Origin of the sequence: Arsenicicoccus sp. UBA7492 (assembly GCF_002479615.1) — a bacterium.
Classification (GTDB): Bacteria; Actinomycetota; Actinomycetes; order Actinomycetales; family Dermatophilaceae; genus Arsenicicoccus; species Arsenicicoccus bolidensis.
Map to the genome: position 1 here is coordinate 1 of NZ_DLOE01000008.1, position 15,170 is coordinate 15,170.

The 15,170-nt window shown below is 72.6% G+C and carries 15 protein-coding genes; 8 read left to right on the plus strand and 7 right to left on the minus strand.

The window, feature by feature from the left end; genetic code table 11:
* Nucleotides 1-356: 356 nt before the first annotated feature.
* From B4E97_RS02120 to B4E97_RS02130, 3 genes are read right to left on the minus strand one after another with little or no spacing between them, the layout of a single operon-like run.
* Nucleotides 357-1,682 (minus strand): MFS transporter, encoded by a 1,326-nt coding sequence (locus B4E97_RS02120; RefSeq protein WP_286958500.1) that lies wholly within the window; start codon nt 1,680-1,682, stop codon nt 357-359.
* The gene (locus B4E97_RS02125; protein WP_286958501.1) at nt 1,624-1,935 is read right to left on the minus strand and encodes an AzlD domain-containing protein; all 312 of its coding nucleotides are present in this window, start codon (nt 1,933-1,935) and stop codon (nt 1,624-1,626) included. Before B4E97_RS02125 ends, B4E97_RS02120 begins: the two co-directional genes overlap by 59 nt.
* Nucleotides 1,932-2,618: an AzlC family ABC transporter permease gene (locus B4E97_RS02130; RefSeq protein WP_286958515.1), complete on the minus strand. Its 687-nt coding sequence runs from the start codon at nt 2,616-2,618 to the stop codon at nt 1,932-1,934. Before B4E97_RS02130 ends, B4E97_RS02125 begins: the two co-directional genes overlap by 4 nt.
* A 150-nt stretch (nt 2,619-2,768) precedes the next feature.
* Here B4E97_RS02130 and B4E97_RS02135 point away from each other — a divergent pair, with 150 nt between their 5' ends.
* From B4E97_RS02135 to B4E97_RS02150, 4 genes are read left to right on the plus strand one after another with little or no spacing between them, the layout of a single operon-like run.
* A complete protein-coding gene (locus B4E97_RS02135; protein WP_286958502.1) occupies nt 2,769-4,007 on the plus strand; it encodes a helix-turn-helix domain-containing protein in 1,239 nt (412 codons plus the stop codon).
* A gap of 34 nt (nt 4,008-4,041) precedes the next feature.
* Nucleotides 4,042-5,091: a lipoyl protein ligase domain-containing protein gene (locus B4E97_RS02140; protein WP_286958503.1), complete on the plus strand. Its 1,050-nt coding sequence runs from the start codon at nt 4,042-4,044 to the stop codon at nt 5,089-5,091.
* Nucleotides 5,092-5,138: 47 nt separating this feature from the next.
* The gene (locus tag B4E97_RS02145) at nt 5,139-5,786 is read left to right on the plus strand and encodes a histidine phosphatase family protein (RefSeq protein ID WP_029211540.1); all 648 of its coding nucleotides are present in this window, start codon (nt 5,139-5,141) and stop codon (nt 5,784-5,786) included.
* 56 nt (nt 5,787-5,842) lie between these two features.
* Complete coding sequence (locus tag B4E97_RS02150; RefSeq protein WP_286958504.1) at nt 5,843-6,307, plus strand: hypothetical protein; 465 nt, start codon at nt 5,843-5,845, stop codon at nt 6,305-6,307.
* Nucleotides 6,308-6,400: 93 nt separating this feature from the next.
* Here the strand turns inward: B4E97_RS02150 and B4E97_RS02155 are convergent, their stop codons facing one another.
* Nucleotides 6,401-6,868 carry an SRPBCC family protein gene (locus B4E97_RS02155; RefSeq protein ID WP_286958505.1) on the minus strand — a complete coding sequence of 156 codons (468 nt, stop codon included), beginning with the start codon at nt 6,866-6,868 and terminating at the stop codon, nt 6,401-6,403.
* Nucleotides 6,865-7,830, minus strand: a complete 966-nt coding sequence (locus B4E97_RS02160; RefSeq protein WP_286958507.1) for a TolB family protein — start codon at nt 7,828-7,830, stop codon at nt 6,865-6,867. The genes B4E97_RS02155 and B4E97_RS02160 overlap by 4 nt, the downstream gene beginning before the upstream one ends.
* Nucleotides 7,831-8,018: 188 nt before the next feature.
* On the opposite strand from B4E97_RS02160, the gene B4E97_RS02165 reads away from it, so the two are divergent.
* Complete coding sequence (locus B4E97_RS02165; protein ID WP_286958508.1) at nt 8,019-8,870, plus strand: LytR C-terminal domain-containing protein; 852 nt, start codon at nt 8,019-8,021, stop codon at nt 8,868-8,870.
* A gap of 2 nt (nt 8,871-8,872) precedes the next feature.
* On the opposite strand, the gene B4E97_RS02170 is transcribed toward B4E97_RS02165, so the two are convergent.
* Together B4E97_RS02170 and B4E97_RS02175 are read right to left on the minus strand one after the other, a co-directional pair.
* Nucleotides 8,873-9,712, minus strand: a complete 840-nt coding sequence (locus B4E97_RS02170) for a cytochrome c biogenesis CcdA family protein (RefSeq protein WP_286958510.1) — start codon at nt 9,710-9,712, stop codon at nt 8,873-8,875.
* A 9-nt stretch (nt 9,713-9,721) separates the two neighbouring features.
* Entirely contained in the window at nt 9,722-10,495 is a 774-nt protein-coding gene (locus B4E97_RS02175) for a DsbA family protein (protein ID WP_286958511.1), read from the minus strand.
* A gap of 185 nt (nt 10,496-10,680) precedes the next feature.
* Here B4E97_RS02175 and B4E97_RS02180 point away from each other — a divergent pair, with 185 nt between their 5' ends.
* Genes B4E97_RS02180 through B4E97_RS02190 form a run of 3 tightly spaced genes read left to right on the plus strand, consistent with a single transcriptional unit; the run spans nt 10,681 to nt 15,038 of the window.
* Nucleotides 10,681-11,787 carry an HpcH/HpaI aldolase/citrate lyase family protein gene (locus B4E97_RS02180; RefSeq protein WP_286958513.1) on the plus strand — a complete coding sequence of 369 codons (1,107 nt, stop codon included), beginning with the start codon at nt 10,681-10,683 and terminating at the stop codon, nt 11,785-11,787.
* Between the two features lie 6 nt (nt 11,788-11,793).
* Nucleotides 11,794-12,675, plus strand: a complete 882-nt coding sequence (locus tag B4E97_RS02185) for an HpcH/HpaI aldolase/citrate lyase family protein (RefSeq protein ID WP_029211533.1) — start codon at nt 11,794-11,796, stop codon at nt 12,673-12,675.
* 56 nt (nt 12,676-12,731) lie between these two features.
* Nucleotides 12,732-15,038, plus strand: a complete 2,307-nt coding sequence (locus B4E97_RS02190) for a helix-turn-helix transcriptional regulator (RefSeq protein WP_286958514.1) — start codon at nt 12,732-12,734, stop codon at nt 15,036-15,038.
* Nucleotides 15,039-15,170: the final 132 nt, after the last annotated feature.

Genomic DNA, 15,170 nt, shown 5'->3' on the forward strand with positions numbered 1-15,170 from the left:
ACCACTCCACGGGACTCTTACACGAAGTGACCCGTCGGGGCGCGTTGGGTCGCCCCGGGCGCCGTGAGGACGTTCAACCTGCCCCGCCGGGTCGCTTTCAGCCGCCTGGGACGCCGTGAGAACGTTCAACCTGCCCTGTCGGGTCACTTTCAGCCGCCTGGGACGCCGTGAGGACGTTCGACCTGCCCCGTCGGGTCAGTTTCGGGCGCCAAGGTGCCGCGCGCGACTCGGCAAACCACTAGGCACGCAGCTCGCGGGTCGCCGCCATGACGAACGGGTGGAGAAGGCCACCCATGACGGTGGCGTTCTCCACCCGTTGGCCCCACCACGTTGGCCGGCGCTCACCACCACGGCGCTCAGGCCGGCGGGGTTCCCGCAGCCTCGGGGCCGCCCACGGCAGGTGACCCCCACAGCGACAGCGCGCGCTTCTCCGCCCGCGCCACCCGGCCACCGCCGACCAGCGCCAGCACGAACGCCACCATCGCCGCACCGCACGGCACGAGGAAGGCCCGCGACGCACCCAGCGCCTCGACCGCCGTCCCGCCGGCGAAGGACCCCAGCGACACCCCGATCAGCAGCCCCGTCATGACGATCGTCATGCCCTCGTTGATCTGCGACGGCGGCACGAGGCGTTGTGCCAGCATCGTCGCGGTGATCAGGGTGGGGGCGATGGCGCCGCCCGCGATCAGCACGACCACCGCGAAGGTCCACACGTGGTCGACCATCAGCACCGGCAGCAGCAGCACGAACATCGCGGCCGTGCCCCAGCGGAGGCGCCTGGCGATGGCGCCGGTGACGGGCAGGGCGCCATACACGAGGGACCCGATCAGCGAGCCGCCGGCGAACATGCCGAGCGCCACCCCGCCGAAAGACTTGGCGTCGTGCGCCTCCGCGAACGCCAGCGCCACGATGTCCATCGATCCGAAGATCGCGCCGGTGAGGGCCAGCGTGACGGCGAGCAGCAGCAGGCCCGGGGCCCGCCAGGCGCGTCCGGCGTGGTGCTCGTGCACCGCGTGGATCGGCGGCTCGGTGGAGGTCTGGACCGTGAGGCCGACCACGCCGACGGCATACAGCACGAGCGCGACGAGCAGCCCGGCCTCGGGGAAGGCCAGGGTGGCGAGCGCGCCCCCGAGCGCGGGGCCGAGCATGAAGCAGGACTCCTCGGCGACCTGCTCGAACGAGTTGGCGGTGTGCAGCGCGCGGGCGTCGCCGCCGAGCAGGTGCGCCCACCGGGCTCGGACCAGGGTGCCGACCTGTGGCATCACGGCGTTGCCGAGGTTGGCGAGGACCAGCAGCCAGACGGGTGCGCCGAGCCAGGTGGCCACGAGGAGTATGCCGAGCGCCCCGACCGACACGAGGCCGAGGGGCAGGGCGACCCGCCGCTGGCCGTGGCGGTCGATGAGGCGCCCGATGGACGGCCCGGCGAGGGCCATGCCGACCAGGCCGACCGAGGAGATGGCGCCGGCGAGGCCGTAGGACCCGCGGCGCGAGGAGAGCATGGCGATGATGCTGACGCCCATCATGGCCGCGCCGAAGCGGGCGAGGTAGGCGGACAGCATGAAGCGGCGCGCCCCGGGGATCCGGAAGAGGATCCCGTAGGCGGAGGTGAACGACGACAGAGGGCTACCCGATCCCGAGGTGGCGGAGGAGGGCGGCAGCGGCGGCGCCCAGGATGACGACAACGATGAAGGGTAGCCGCCTCCACAGGGCCACCGCTGCCACCGCGAGCGCGCCCAAGCGGGCGTCGAGGACGATCGCCCGGCCGGTGACGACGGTGTTGGCGGCGACGAGGGCCGCGAGCAGCCCGACGGTCATGGTCGAGGCGATGCGGGCCACGAGGGGGTGCTCGAGGTGGTGGCTCGGCACGAGATAGCCCGACAGCTTGGTGAGGTAGCAGACGAGGGCGGCGAGCAGGACGGCGGCGGTGAGGGTCACGCGGCCTCCCCCTCGTCGCTCGCGTCGACGGCCCGTCGGGTCACCAGGGCGATGATCAGCGCGACGGCCGCGGCGAGGATGATCGGCAGCCCCGAGGGCAGGGCGGGTGTCGCGAGGACGGTGGCGAGCGCGCAGACGACCGCGACCGCCCGCCCGTCCCGGCGTCGCAGGCGTGGCCACAGCAGCCCGAGGAAGCCCGCCACCGCGGCCCCGTCCAGCCCGTAGGTCCCCGGGTCGCCGATCGCGTCGCCGAGCAGCGCGCCAGCCAGCGTGAAGGCGTTCCACAGGACGTAGATTCCGAGCCCGGCGGCCCAGAACCCGCGCCGCGTCTCGTCGGGGTCGCCCTCCTGGGCGACGGCCGTGGCGGTGGACTCGTCGATCGTGACGTGCGCCTGGAGGGGGCGCAGCGCCCACGGGGGCTTGAGCAGGGCATTCATCTGTATGCCGTACAGCGCGTTGCGGACACCGAGCAGGGCGGCGGTCGACAGCGCCGTCACGGTCGAGCCACCCGCACCGACCACCCCGATGAACCCGAACTGCGACCCGCCGGTGAACATCAGCAGCGACAGCGCGCACGTCTGCCAGATGCTCAGGCCCGCGCCGACGCCCAGCGCGCCGAAGGACAGGCCGTAGAGCCCGGTCGCGGCGGCGATGGACAGCCCCATGCGCACGGCGGGGGTCATCGTGGGCATGGCGGCACCCTCGCACAGCGGCACCGGCCTGGTCCCTCGGCGACCGTGTCGTGGGATGACACGGACGGCCGTTGACCTTAGTGTCAAGGAGGTTGACAGCCCTGGGCCCCGAACGGCCCATCCGCGGATCGGAGAGGTGCCATGACGGACGCCGACGAGACGTCCTTCGCGAGCCGGTTGCGACGTGCTCGGCTCGAGGCCGGGCTTTCTCAGGGCGAGCTGGCCGGGCAGGACCTCTCCATCAGCTATGTGTCCCACCTCGAGGCGGGTCGTCGCGAGCCGACGCCACGGCTCACCTCGCTGTTCGAGCGGCGGCTGGAGCTGCCCCGTGGCTACCTGGCGGGGGAGTCCTGGGGGCAGGGGCGCGACGAGGAGGTGCCCGAGGTGTCCACGGCAGATCTGGCAGCCCTCGCGTCACGGGTGGGGCGGATGCGGTCCGGCTCGTCGACGGAGGACCTCGCGGCCGAGGCCCGCCGCGCCGCGGAGCTGGCGCTGGGCCACGACCGGCCCGAGATGTGGTGGGCCATGACGATCGTCGAGGTCAGGGCCCTGATGCACATCGGTGACTACACGGCGGCGGCGGACGCGGCCACGGCCCTCACGGCCCACCCCTGGGTGCAGTCGCAGCCCGCGCTCGCGGCCGAGGCGCACACGCTGGCCAGCAAGACGAGCCGGCGGGCGGTCGACCGCACCTCGGCGACCCACCACGCGCACCGGGCGCTCGAGGCCAGCGCCGACGTCGGGGACCCCGCCCTGCGCGCCGAGGCCGTCATCGCGGCGCTGGCCACGCAGGCCCTGCCCGGCGACGGCCTGCTCGTCGAGCTCGAGACGCTGCACCACCGGCTCGCCGGCACCCACCTCGGTGGGCTCGTCGCCTGGACCATCGGCACGCACGCCTTCGAGAGCGGCGACGTGCGGGACGGGCTGCGGTGGCACAAGGTCGCCGCGACCGAGGTCAACCCCGACGTCGACCACCGCGACTGGGCGCGCTTCGTGGGCGCGACGTGCTGGATGCGGGTGAGCCGCCGCGTGGACGACGACGTGCCCGAGCTGATCACCCTGGCCCGCCAGCACCTGACCTGGCTGGGCTGCACCGACGAGCTCGCCGACCTCGCGCGCACCGAGGCGCAGTGGCACGAGCAGCACGACCGGCACGAGGACGCGCGCCGGGTGCTCGACGACGCGCTGCGGCTCCCGGGGCTGGCCGGGCTCGCGCGGGGGCGGCTGCGGCTCGACCGGGCGCGGACCCTGCGCAGCGCCGGCGACCAGGAGGAGGTGGCGCTCGAGGCCCTGTCCGCGGCGCGCGACCTGACCTTGGCGGGCGACGCCGAGGGGGCCCGGGTGGCCTGGCAGCTGTATGACGAGGTCTCGACGCCCTGATCGCCCCGCCCGTCACCGCTTAGGCTCGAGCACCATGCGAGGCGAGTACAAGGTCCCAGGCGGCAAGCTGGTCGCGGTCGAGCTCGAGACCGACGACGGGAGGATCAGCGAGGCCCACGTCTCCGGGGACTTCTTCCTCGAGCCCGACGAGGCCCTCGAGGACATCAACGCCGCCCTGGTGGGGCTCCCCGCCGACGCCAGGGCGGACGACGTCGCCGCGTCGATCGCGTCGCGGCTCCCCGACGACGCCCAGCTCATCGGCTTCTCGCCCGAGGCGGTCGGCATCGCGGTCCGACGCGCGCTGGGTCACGCCTCCCGCTGGGAGGACCACACCTTCGACCTCATCGCGCCCGTGACGCTGGACCCGCGCATGCACGTCGCGCTCGACGAGGTGCTGGCGGGCGAGGTGGCTCGCGGCGAGGCCGGGCCGAGCCTGCGCTTCTGGGACTGGGACCGGCCGCTGGTCGTCATGGGCAGCTTCCAGTCCTACCGCAACGAGATCGACGAGGAGGGCCGCCGACGGCACGGGATCGACGTCGTGCGGCGGATCACGGGCGGCGGCGCGATGTTCATGGAGCCGGGCAACTGCATCACCTACTCCCTCGTCGTGCCGGCCTCGCTCGTCGAGGGGCTGAGCTTCCAGCGCTCCTACGAGTTCCTCGACGACTGGGTGATGGGCGCGCTGGCCGAGCTCGGCATCCGGGCACGCTACGTGCCGATCAACGACATCGCCTCCGACCAGGGCAAGATCGCGGGCGCCGCGCAGCGCCGGCTCGCCGGAGGGGTCGTGCTGCACCACGTGACGATGGCCTACGACATCGACGCCGACAAGATGCTCGAGGTGCTGCGCATCGGTCGGGAGAAGATGTCGGACAAGGGGACTCGCTCCGCCAACAAGCGCGTCGACCCGATGCGTTCGCAGACCGGGCTGCCGCGGGAGCAGATCATCGACTCCTTCCTGCGCTCCTTCGAGAGCCGGTATGCCGTGACGCGCCGGACCTACACGCAGACCGAGCTGGACGCGGCCGCGACGCTCGTGGAGACCAAGTTCAGCACGCCGGCGTGGACGCACCGGATCCCCTGACCGGGGTCGACGCCACGACGTCACGTCGGGGCAGTACCGTGCGACCTATGCGTCTCATCCTCGTCCGCCACGGGCAGACCACGTCCAACGTCGACGGCCTGCTGGACACGGCGCGCCCCGGGGCGGACCTCACCGACCGTGGGCGCGAGCAGGCGGAGGCCGTCGTCCCCGCGCTCGCCGACGAGCCCGTCGACGCCATCTATGTCTCCAGCCTCGTGCGCACCCACCAGACCGCGGCCCCGCTGGCGGCCGCGCGGGGGATCACGCCGATCCAACTCGACGACCTGCGCGAGATCAGCGCCGGCGACGTCGAGATGCGCGGCGACCGCGAGGCGGTCCGGACCTATCTCGAGGTCCTCTACTCCTGGGCGCGCGGCGACCTCGACGCCGGGATGCCCGGTGCCGAGTCGGGTCACGAGGTCCTCGGCCGGTTCGACGCGGCGGTGGAGGAGGTGGCGGACTCCGGCGCCGAGTGCCCCGTCGTGGTCAGCCACGGGGCGGTGCTGCGGCTGTGGACCGCGATGCGCTGCGCCAACCTGACGGGCGAGTTCCTGGCCGACCGGCTCATCAGCAACACCGGCGTGATCGTGCTCGAGGGCGGGCCCGACCTCGGGTGGACCTGCCTGACCTGGGAGGGCGACCCGGCCGGGGGCGAGCAGCCCGGCGACGAGGCCAACGACGGCCCCACGGCGTGACCGGTGCGGGAGCGCCGCGCCGGAACGCACGCCTGCGGCGGGGCGTCATACGAGGTATGACGACCACCACCCGCCCTGCCGCCGCTGCCGTCGGCACGGCGCTGCTCGCGCTCGTCCTCACCGCCTGCGGCGCCGACACGGGCTCGCCGCCGGCGACGAGCGGCCCCACCAGCCGGCCGACCTCGACCAGCGCCACCACCAGCGCGACAGCGACCACCAGTGCACCGACCACCAGCCCGGGAGGCACCATGACCTCGCCCCTCGTCCCCACGACCGACGTCTCCGACAACGGCAAGCCCACCGCGACGCTCACCGTCACCGGCGCCGTCACCGAGGGCGTCGAGCCCCGCTGCCTCGTCCTGACCGACCAGGCCACCGGTGAGACCTACCAGCCGATGGGCGGCGGTCTCAAGGTCGGTGACCGGGTCACCGTCGAGGGGCACGAGGCCAAGGGCGTCATGACGACCTGCATGCAGGGCAAGCCCCTGCGGATCACCCGGGTGGTCAGCCGCGAGGGCTGAGCGCGCACCGGCCACCAGACGCAGACGATCCCGCCGCCCGAGGAGGGCGACGGGATCGTCTGCGTGCAGGATCCGCGTGCAGGATCCGCTCGGTCAGCCGCCGGAGACGGCGCTCGCGAGCTTCTCGAGGGACTCCTCGAGGTCGTGCTGCGGGACCAGCGGGAAGTGGATCTTCTGCAGGAGCTGCTTGTCGGTGACCTTGCTCCAGTCGTAGGTCAGCGTCACGAGGGTGCTGTCCTGGCCCTGGGGCTCGAGCTCCCACATCCACTCCCAGCCCTTGGGCTCGGTGCCGGCGGGGGCGGTCTGCCAGGCCACGAGCTTGTTGTCGAGGTAGCCCGTGACGTGGTTGTCGGTCTGGTAGTCGCCGCCCATGTGGTCGCCGTGCATGTTCATCGTGAACACCTGGCCGGTGGCGGTGATGCGGTCGGTCTTGGAGTCGCTGCGGACGAAGCCCGAGCCGTCGAGCTCGGCGTGCCGCGACGGCAGCGTCAGGACCTCGAAGATGTCCTTGGCCGGCGCGTCGATGGTCCGCTGGACGGTGATCTTCTTGTCGTTAGTCATGCGGTCCCCTTACCCACGGGATGGTCGACATACGCCAGGTGTCGCGAGTCCGGCGCCCAGCCGTTGACGTTGGTGGCGCCCTGCCCGCCGAAGATGTCGGCGAGGACGTGCACTGGCAGCGCGGGGGTGCCGACGCGGGGGTCGGCGAGGTCGAGGAGCCGCATCTGGGCCGGCAGGTTGGGGGGGTGCTGCTCCACCCCGGGCTCGTAGGCGAGATAGGCCAGCCAGCGACCGTCCGGCGACGGGTGCGGGAACCAGCTGACCCGCTCGTCGTGGGTGAGCTGTTCGAGGTCGGTGCCGTCGGGGCGGACGCGATAGACCTGGGAGTGGCCGGGTCGCGTGGCGCGCAGCTCGCTGTTGAACCACACCCGGTCGTCGTGGCCCTCGCCGGGCCCGCCGGGACCGAGCTCGGTGCCGTCGCAGGCCGTGGTGTCGGTGAGCAGGGTCAGCTCGCCCGAGTCGAGGTCCAGCAGCCCGACATTGGTCCGTATGACGTCCCCGCTGCCCAGCCGGCCGCTCAGCACGGTCAGCCCGAGCACCCGCCCGTCCCGGCTCTGCCCGTGCAGGTAGTAGCGCAGCGGCTCGGAGCCCGGGTCGGGGGTGAGCCGCTGCGGCTCCCCGCCCTGCCAGGGCACGCGATAGACGTGGCCGTCCGCGGTGAGCAGGTGGTGGCGGCCGTCGGGGGAGACGAGATGGTCGTTGTTGGCGTTGCGGATCGAGCCCGTGTCGACCTCGGCGAGCGGGCCGTCGGGGCGCAACGACCGGGTCAGCGGCAGCACGTGCAGGCGCCCGGCGGCGTTGACGACCAGGTGCCGCCCGTCCGGCGCGAAGCTCGGCGCCTCCAGCACGAGCTCGTCGCTCTCGAGCAGGACGCGACGAGTGTCGTCGACGACGTCGTGCAGCCACACGACGCTCCGCTGACCCGGCAGGAGCGCACGGCCGAACGGTGGAACGAACCCCACTGAAGACCCCCTAAGATTGACAGAAGGTGACGAGTTGGACACGGAATGATCACGCCGCGCCCGAGCGCCTTCCGTGGCCCCCGGACGGCAGGACAATCGACCTGTCACACCCGTCACTGTGACACCACACGACCGCTGTCCGCACAGGATGGACGAGCGGTCCCGAGGGACTCCGGGGGGTCAACGGCATGCACCAGCTGACCGATGCAGAGCGAATGCGTCGTCGTCGCCGTCGTCGCGTGACGGCCTTCGTGACCTTCCCCGCCGTGCTGATCGCCACCGCCGGCGTGGGCAGCGCCGCCGGCATGGGCTGGCTCGACGCCCCCCAGCGGGACACCTGCCAGCCGACCGTGGTGCCGGCACCCGCCCGAGCGTCCTTCGCGACCAACGTCCTCAACGCGTCGGGCAAGTCCGGCGTGGCCGGCCCGGTCCACGCCGAGCTCGGCAAGCGCGGCTTCAAGGTCGGTCGGCTGGGCAACGACACCGAGCTGCGCGCGGTGACCCCGGAGGGCGAGATCCGCTACGGGCGCAAGGGATACGACCAGGCGCTGCTCATCCAGCAGCAGGTGCCGGGGGCCCGCATGGTTGAGCTGCCCGAGCGCTTCGACACCGTCGTGGACGTCGTGATCGGCACGGACTTCCGCGGGCTGGCCCCGCGTCCGCCGCGTCCGCCGGCCCGCCCCGGCCAGTTCACGCTCAACGTCTACAACACGACCTACTACGAGAACCTCGCCACCAACACCATGAACGACATGGTGAGGCGCGGGTTCAAGCAGGGCGGCGTCTCCGCCGACCCGCAGAAGTCCTGGGTCACCGAGGTCGCGGTCATCCGCTACGGCGAGAACGGCGACCTCAACGCCAAGCTCGTGCAGCAGCACGTGCCCGGCAGCACCCTGCTGCGCGACGACCGCAAGGACGCCTCGGTCGACCTGCTGCTCGGCATGAAGTGGAAGGGCCTGACCCCGCAGGACCAGGTCCCCCCGATCCCGCCGGAGCCGCCCAAGGTCGTGCCCACGGTCTCCCGCCCCTGCGCGAGCTGAGGTCAGCGGCCGTGGTCGCCGCGGCTGCGGACCAGCCTCGTCGCGACGACCACGATCGCCGCGAGCACGACGGTGAGGAGCACGTGCAGGTCGGTGACCTGCGCCTGCCAGCCCTGGACGCGTGACTGCCACGCGAGCTGCGTGCCGCTGTCCGTGAGCGCCGGCAGCAGCGTCGTCCCGTCGCTGAGGACGAAGGTCAGGCCGATCAGCACGAAGACGCCGCCCGCCAGCAGGCTCGTCGTGTGCGTGCGCAGCGGCCCCAGCGTGACGGGGCGGCCCCGCAGCCAGCGCTGGTCGCGCAGCCCCGCCCGGTCCCACAGCAGCGCGAGGACGGCCAGGGGGATCGTCATACCGGCGGCATAGGTGGCCATGAGCAGGGCGCCGTATGCCGGGGAACCGCCCGCCATCGAGATGGTGAGGATGGACCCGAGCAGGGGACCGGAGCAGAACCCCGACAGGCCGTAGAGCGCGCCGAGCGCCAGGACCGACACGGTGGAGCCGGCCGGCCCCAGGCGCAGGCGACCCCTGGCGCGCTGGGCCGCCCCGAGCTCGAAGCCGCCGCCCGCAGCCACGAGCAGGCCGAGGGCGATGACGACGAGGCCACCGACGCGGGTGGCGGTCGTGCGGTGGACGGTGAGCAGGCTGCCCACCGCGCCGACACCAGCCCCGAGGGGTGCGAGGACGAGCACCAGCCCGAGGTAGAACGCGAGGACGCGGCGCAGCAGCACCACCGGACGCTCGAACGCGAGGGCGAAGAAGGACGGGAGCAGCAGCGCCGAGCAGGGGCTGACCAGGGACAGCAGCCCGCCCAGGAGGGCGCCCAGCAGTCCGATGCCGGTCACGGGTGAGGCTCAGCCCTGCTGGGCGGCGGCCGCGGCCTGGTCGATCACCTGGGTGAAGACCTCTGCGGGCTGCGCCCCCACCACGGGTGTGCCGTTGATCACGAAGACCGGCGTGCTCGTCGCGCCCAGCTGGCGGGCGACCTGGGTCTCGCGGCCCACCGCCTCCTCGACGGCGGAGGACGTCATGGCCTTCTGGAAGGCAGCGAGGTCGCGCACCCCCGCCGTCCTGGCGAAGCCGAGGAGCCTGTCGTCGGTGAGGTCAGGGTGACCTGAGGTGGGCGAGGCCGCGAACAGCGCGTGGTGGAACTGCCAGAACCTGCCCTGCGCGCCCGCGGCCCGCGCGGCCTGGGCCGCCCGCTGCGACTTGTCGCCGAAGATCACGAGGTCGTGCCACTCGATGCGCAGCACGCCGGCGTCGACGTACTTCTTGACCAGCTCGGGCTGGGTCTCCATGGCGAACTTCGCGCAGAAGGGGCAGGCGTAGTCGGCGTACTCGATCATCACGACCGGGGCGTCGACCTTGCCCAGGGCGAGCGGGTCGCCCGGGATGCGGCGGGCCGTGTCGGTGACCTTGCCCTGGGTGGTGGGGGTCGACGGCGTCGCTGGTCGAGAGCCGGACTGCTGCGTGGCGCCCGGCTGGGCCGGGGCCGCTGCCTGCTGGGCCGGGGGGCGCAGGAGCAGCATGCCGATGATCACGACGGCGACGACGAGCAGGACCGACAGGACGACGACCTCACGGCTGCGCGTGGCGGAGCGGCGCGGCGGGCTGGACTGGCTGGTCAAGAGGGCCTCCCGGGTGGCACAGATCCTCCACAGGATAGGCGGGGGAGGTCTGGGGGCTGCGGCGCCCCTCCTGCGGCGTCCCCGCGAGGCAGCGTGGCGTCCGTCATACCGGCCTGTCGGTCCTCGCTGCTAGCGTCCGCGATGAGACCGAGCCAGACCGACGACGCCGTCAGCCAAGGAGCGACATGCGCAGCGCCAAGGACTTCTTCGCCCCCCTCGCCGTGGGGGCGCCCGCACCCCTGCGGGAGGTGCCCGCGCGACCCTCGCGGGCGATCCACTTCTTCGACCCGAGCAACGCCAAGATGGCCGCCAAGATCCCCGCGATGGTGGGGCAGGTCGACGTCCTGCTCGGCAACCTCGAGGACGCGGTCAAGGCCGACAACAAGGAGGCCGCGCGCCAGGGCCTGGTGGACATCGGCAAGGCGACGGACTTCGGGCCGACCCAGCTGTGGACGCGCCTCAACGCCCTCGACTCGCCATGGTTCCTGGACGACATCACCACCCTCGTGGCCGAGATCGGCGACAGGCTCGACGTCGTCATGATCCCCAAGGTGCAGGGCGCCGAGGACATCCACTACGTCGACCGGCTGCTCGCCCAGCTCGAGGCCAAGGCCGGGCTGCAGCGCCCGATCCTCGTCCACGCGATCCTCGAGACCGCGCGCGGCATGGCCAACGTCGAGGAGATCTGCGGCGCCTCCCCGCGCATGCAGGGCATCTCCCTCGGCCCCGCCGACCTCGCCGCCGACCGCCGCATGAAGACGACGCGCGTCGGTGGCGGCCACCCCGGCTACCTCGTCCGGCAGGACCCGCCACGCGGCGCCGACGGCACCTCGCAGGTCGACGCCGACCGCAGCACCTACCAGCAGGACCTGTGGCACTACACGATCGCGCGCATGGTCGACGCCTGCGCGATGCACGGGATCTACGCCTACTACGGGCCGTTCGGCGACATCACCGACGTCGTCGCCTGCGAGGACCAGTTCCGCAACGCGTTCCTGCTCGGCTGCGTCGGCACCTGGACGCTGCACCCCAAGCAGATCGAGATCGCGCGGCGCGTGTTCAGCCCGTCGGTCGAGGACATCGCCCACGCCTACAAGGTCAAGGAGGCCATGGGCGACGGCACGGGCGCGGTCATGGTCGACGGCAAGATGGAGGACGACGCGTCCCTCAAGCAGTGCCTGGTCATGGTCGAGCTCGCCGAGCAGCTCGCGGCGATAGACCCCGACCTCAAGAGCGCGTACGACGAAGCCCGCGCCGCGTCCGTCGGCGGACCCGACCAGCAGGAGAAGTGAGATCCCATGGCTGACACCGTCTTCCGCCCCCGCCGGTCCGTGCTCTACATGCCCTCCTCCAACGCGCGGGCGCTGGACAAGGCCAAGACCCTGCCGTGCGACGCGCTGATCCTCGACCTGGAGGACGCCGTCGCTCCCGACGCCAAGGAGGCTGCGCGCGAGGCCGCGTGTGCCGCGGCACGCTCGGGGGAGTACGCCCGCCGCGAGCTGACCATCCGCATCAACGGCATCGGCATGCCCTGGCACGAGGATGACCTGCGCGCCGCCGCTGCTGCTGGGCCCGACGCGATCGTCGTGCCCAAGGTCGGCTCCGCCGACGAGGTCCGCACGCTCGTGGCGGCGATGGAGGACGCCGGGGCACCCGACCGCACCACGTTGTGGGCCATGGTCGAGACCCCGGGGGCCATGCTGCGCGTCGAGGAGATCGCCTCGGCGTCCGACCGGCTCAGCGTGCTCGTCATGGGCACCAACGACCTGGTCAAGGAGCTGTATGCCGAGCACGTGCCCGGACGCCAGCCGCTGCTGGCCGGTCTCGGGCTCGCGCTGCTCGGTGCACGCGCCGCGGGCAAGGCGATCCTCGACGGCGTCTACAACGACGTCAAGGACACCGAGGGCTTCCTCGCGGAGTGCGCGCAGGGTCGTCAGCTGGGCTTCGACGGCAAGACGCTCATCCACCCCGGTCAGGTCGCCGGCGCCAACGAGGCCTTCGCCCCGTCGTCGCAGGCGGTCGAGGACGCCCGCGGCATCCTGCAGGCGTGGGAGGACGGCCAAGGCTCCGGCGTCGTGACCTACAACGGCAGGATGATCGAGAACCTCCACGTCGAGTCCGCCCAGCGCGTGCTCACCATGCACGAGGCGATCACCGCCCTGGAGGCTGAGGCCTCCTAGATCCCGGCGCACCTCGGACCCCGCCGTCCCCCAACGGCCAGGCCTATGCTCGACGGGTGTCGTCCCCCGTCCTCGCGACGAAGCTGTTCGTGCCGGCGCGGCGCCCGAGGCTGGTCCCGCGCCCACGGCTGGCAGCGCGGCTGGACGGCTCTCTCGAGGGCGGTCATCGCCTGACGCTGGTGTCCGCGCCGGCGGGTTTCGGCAAGTCGAGCCTGCTCGCGGACTGGGCGGCGCAGCTGGCGCGGCGGGAGCCGCCGGTCCGGGTCGGGTGGATGAGCCTTGGCGACGAGGACGACGATCTCGCCGCCTTCCTCGCTTTGCTGGCGGCCTCGCTGGCGGGCCTGGACATCCAGGTCGACGGTTCGGCCCTGGGGCGGCACCGTGACGCGACGGCGGCGGCATCCGCCGTGATCGATGCCGTGGTCCGTGCCGACGCCCTCAGGCCGGGCGCCGTGCGGGTGCTGGTGATGGATGACGTCCACCTCGTGCGCGCCCCCGAGGTGCACCAGGCGGTCGCCTTCCTCGTGGACCACCTGCCCGCGGGGCTGCACCTGGTCCTCTCGACCCGCTCCGACCCGCCTCTCGCCCTGGCGCGGCTGCGCGCACGCGGCGAGCTCATCGAGCTGCGTGCGGCCGATCTCCGCTTCACCCGGGCCGAGGCGGAGGACTTCCTGGTCGCGGCGATGGGGCTGACCCTGGACGCCCACGACGTGGATGCCCTCGAGGGCCGGACGGAGGGCTGGATCGCCGGTCTGCAGCTGGTGTCCCTGGCCCTGGGTGGCCGGTCGGGTGGTGGCCAGGCCCACGACTTCGTCCGTGACTTCGCGGGCAGCCACCGCTTCGTCCTCGACTACCTCACCGACGAGGTGCTCGACCGTCAGCCCGCCCCGGTGCGGGAGTTCCTGCTGCGCACGGCAGTCCTGGACCGGCTGTGCGGCCCCGCGTGCGACGCACTCACGGGCCGGACCGACGGCACCGCGATGCTCGAACGGGTCTGGGCCGACAACCTGTTCCTCGTCTCCCTCGACGACGATCGCTCGTGGTACCGCTACCACCACCTGTTCGCCGACGTTCTACGCGCACGACTGAGCGCCCAGGAGCCTGACCTGGTGGCGGACCTGCACCGGCTGGCCAGCCGATGGTTCGCCGCCAACGGATACCTCGTGGAGGCCGTGGGGCAGGCGTTGGCGGGCTCGGACGACGAGCGCGCCGCCTACCTGGTCGAGGACGCCGTTCCCCTGCTGCGACGGAGCCGCCAGGACAGCCTCCTGCTCGGCTGGATCCGGGCTCTCCCACGGGCCCGCGTTCGCGTCAGCCCCGTCCTCTCTCTGGTCTGCGCGTGGTCGTTGATGCTGGAGGGCGACCTCGAGGGCGCCGACGCCCGGCTGGACGACGCTGACGCCGTCCTGGCTGCAGGACGAGCAGACGCATCCCTGGCGGCCGGGTGGGCCCCGACCGACGACCTGCGCTCGGCGCCCGCGACGGTGTCGGTGTATCGCGCTGCGCTCGCCCAGGCTCGCGGCGACCTGGTCGGGGCGGCCTATCACGCGCGCGGCGCCCTCGCCCTCGCCCTGCCCGACGACCACCTCACGCGCGGCGCTGCCACCGGCCTGCTGGCCCTGGCGGCCTGGGCCGCAGGGGAGATGGACGAGGCGCTGTCGACATACGGGCTCGCCCTCGACTGCCTGCGCAGGGCCGGCAACGTGGTGGACGTGCTGGACGGCGGGGTCGTGCTCGCCGACCTGCGGGTGGCGGCGGGTCACCCGGCCAGAGCGCGGAGGGTGTGCGAGGAGAGCTTGCGCGAGGCGCCCCTGCGGGGCGGCCCGCACGCCCGGTCCGTCTCCGACCTTCACGTGGCCCTGGCCGAGCTCGACCACCGCCGTGGTGCCCGTCCGGAGGCGCTGGATCACCTGGAGGTGGCTCGCGAGCTGCGCGAGCGGGCGTCGATCACCGAGAACCGCCACCGGTGGTTCGTGGTGATGGCGCAGGTGCTGGCCGCCGACGGCGACCACGAGACCGCGCTGTCGCAGCTCGACCAGGCGGAGGGGCTCTATCGGCGGGGTTTCTACCCCGAGCTGCGACCCATCCCTGCCATGAGAGCCCGGATCCGGATCGCCTCCGGCGACCTGTCCGGGGCCCAGGCCTGGGCGGACGAGACGGGCGTGCGGGTCACGGACGAGTGCTCCTACCTGGCGTCGTACGAGCAGCTGACGGTGGTCCGGCTCCAGCTGGCCCGGCTGCGCGCCGACCCGTCGGACAGGGCGACCGCAGACGCCGTCCTTGCCCTGCTGGACCGCTGCGAGCACACGCTTCCCGCAGGCAGCCGGGCCGAGATCCTGGTGTCAACGACGGGTGAAAACTGAGCGGATGTCGACGGCTGAAAACTGGCCCTTCTGACGCATCCGTGGGTGGTTGAGCGCGACTGAGAGTTGAGCACGCCGTTCCCTGTCTAGGTTTCTGAGCTGTTGAGGAACAGGAACCGAAGAGCGGAGAAC